This window comes from Hymenobacter psychrotolerans DSM 18569 (assembly GCF_900142395.1).
Classification (GTDB): Bacteria; Bacteroidota; Bacteroidia; order Cytophagales; family Hymenobacteraceae; genus Hymenobacter; species Hymenobacter psychrotolerans.
Map to the genome: position 1 here is coordinate 1 of NZ_FRAS01000061.1, position 1,652 is coordinate 1,652.

General features: G+C 54.4%; 1 rRNA gene. It reads right to left on the reverse strand.

The window, feature by feature from the left end:
• Positions 1–65 precede the first annotated feature (65 nt).
• Positions 66–1,652: ribosomal RNA gene (locus BUE15_RS21200) — 23S ribosomal RNA — on the reverse strand; the annotation flags it as partial.

Consider the following 1,652-nt stretch of genomic DNA (forward strand, 5'->3'; position numbering starts at 1 on the left):
GCACGCAGTACTGTCAAAACGTTGACGCAAGGACAAGAAAGAAAACGGGAAGAGGTGAGCGGTGTACTACAGAAGCGTTCGAGTCATTAGTATCCCTCGGCTGTGCCATTTCGGACTCTACACCTAGGACCTATCAACGTCGTGGTCTCCGACGACTCTTATTATCGGATATCTCATCTTCAGGTGAGTTTCGCACTTAGATGCTTTCAGCGCTTATCTCATCCCAGCGTCGCTACCCGGCGCTGCATCTGGCGATACAACCGGTGCACGAGCGGCTGGTCCAACTCGGTCCTCTCGTACTAAAGTCAGGTCCTGTCAAATATCCAACGCCCACCACAGATAGGGACCGAACTGTCTCACGACGTTCTGAACCCAGCTCGCGTGCCACTTTAATCGGCGAACAGCCGAACCCTTGGGACCTTCTCCAGCCCCAGGACGTGACGAGCCGACATCGAGGTGCCAAACCTCCCCGTCGATATGAGCTCTTGGGGGAGATCAGCCTGTTATCCCCGGCGTACCTTTTATCCTTTGAGCGATGGCCCTTCCATGCGGAACCACCGGATCACTATATCCGTCTTTCGACCCTGCTCGGCTTGTAGGCCTCACAGTCAAGCCCGCTTCTGCTATTGCGCTCTACGTACGGTTACCAAGCGTACTGAGCGGACCTTTGAAAGCCTCCGATACTTTTTTGGAGGCGACCACCCCAGTCAAACTACCCAGCAGACACTGTCTCCGTTGCCAGATTAGGCACCAAGCAACACAAGGGTGGTATTTCAACGGCGACTCCCCAAAGGCTGGCGCCCCTGGTTCAACGTCTCCCACCTATGCTACACATGTGTTACCCAGCGTCAATGTCAACCTATAGTAAAGGTGCACGGGGTCTTTCCGTCCCGTGGCGGGTACTCGGCATCTTCACCGAGACTACAATTTCACCGAGCTCATGGCTGAGACAGCGCCCAGATCGTTACACCATTCGTGCAGGTCGGAACTTACCCGACAAGGAATTTCGCTACCTTAGGACCGTTATAGTTACGGCCGCCGTTTACCGGGGCTTCGATTCAAACCTTCGCCTTGCGACTAAGTTCCCCTCTTAACCTTCCGGCACCGGGCAGGTGTCAGGCCTTATACTTCCGCTTGCGCGTTCGCAAAGCCATGTGTTTTTGTTAAACAGTCGCCTGGGCCTTTTCACTGCGGCTTCTTGCATTGCTGCAAGGAAGCGTCCCTTCTCCCGAAGTTACAGGACCATTTTGCCGAGTTCCTTGGCCATGATTCACTCGAGCCCCTCAGGATACTCTCCTTGACTACCTGTGTCGGTTTGCGGTACGGGCCAGAATTCAGTAAACGCTTAGCAGGTTTTCTTGGCAGTCTGATTAGGCACACTATCTCCGTGGCCGAGGCCGTAGAGTACTATCACGTTTCAGCAAAGTCGGCGTACTTAACTACCGTCTTTATACCTACACGCTTTAACGGGCACTTCCGTCCGCCCGCGGTGCTTTCACTTCTGCGTCACTGCATCACTCCAAATCCTGGGTGCTGGAATATTAACCAGCTGTCCATCGACGTAGCCTCTCGGCCTGGCCTTAGGTCCCGACTAACCCTGCTCCGATTAGCGTTGAGCAGGAAACCTTAGTCTATCGGGGGGCGGGTTTCTC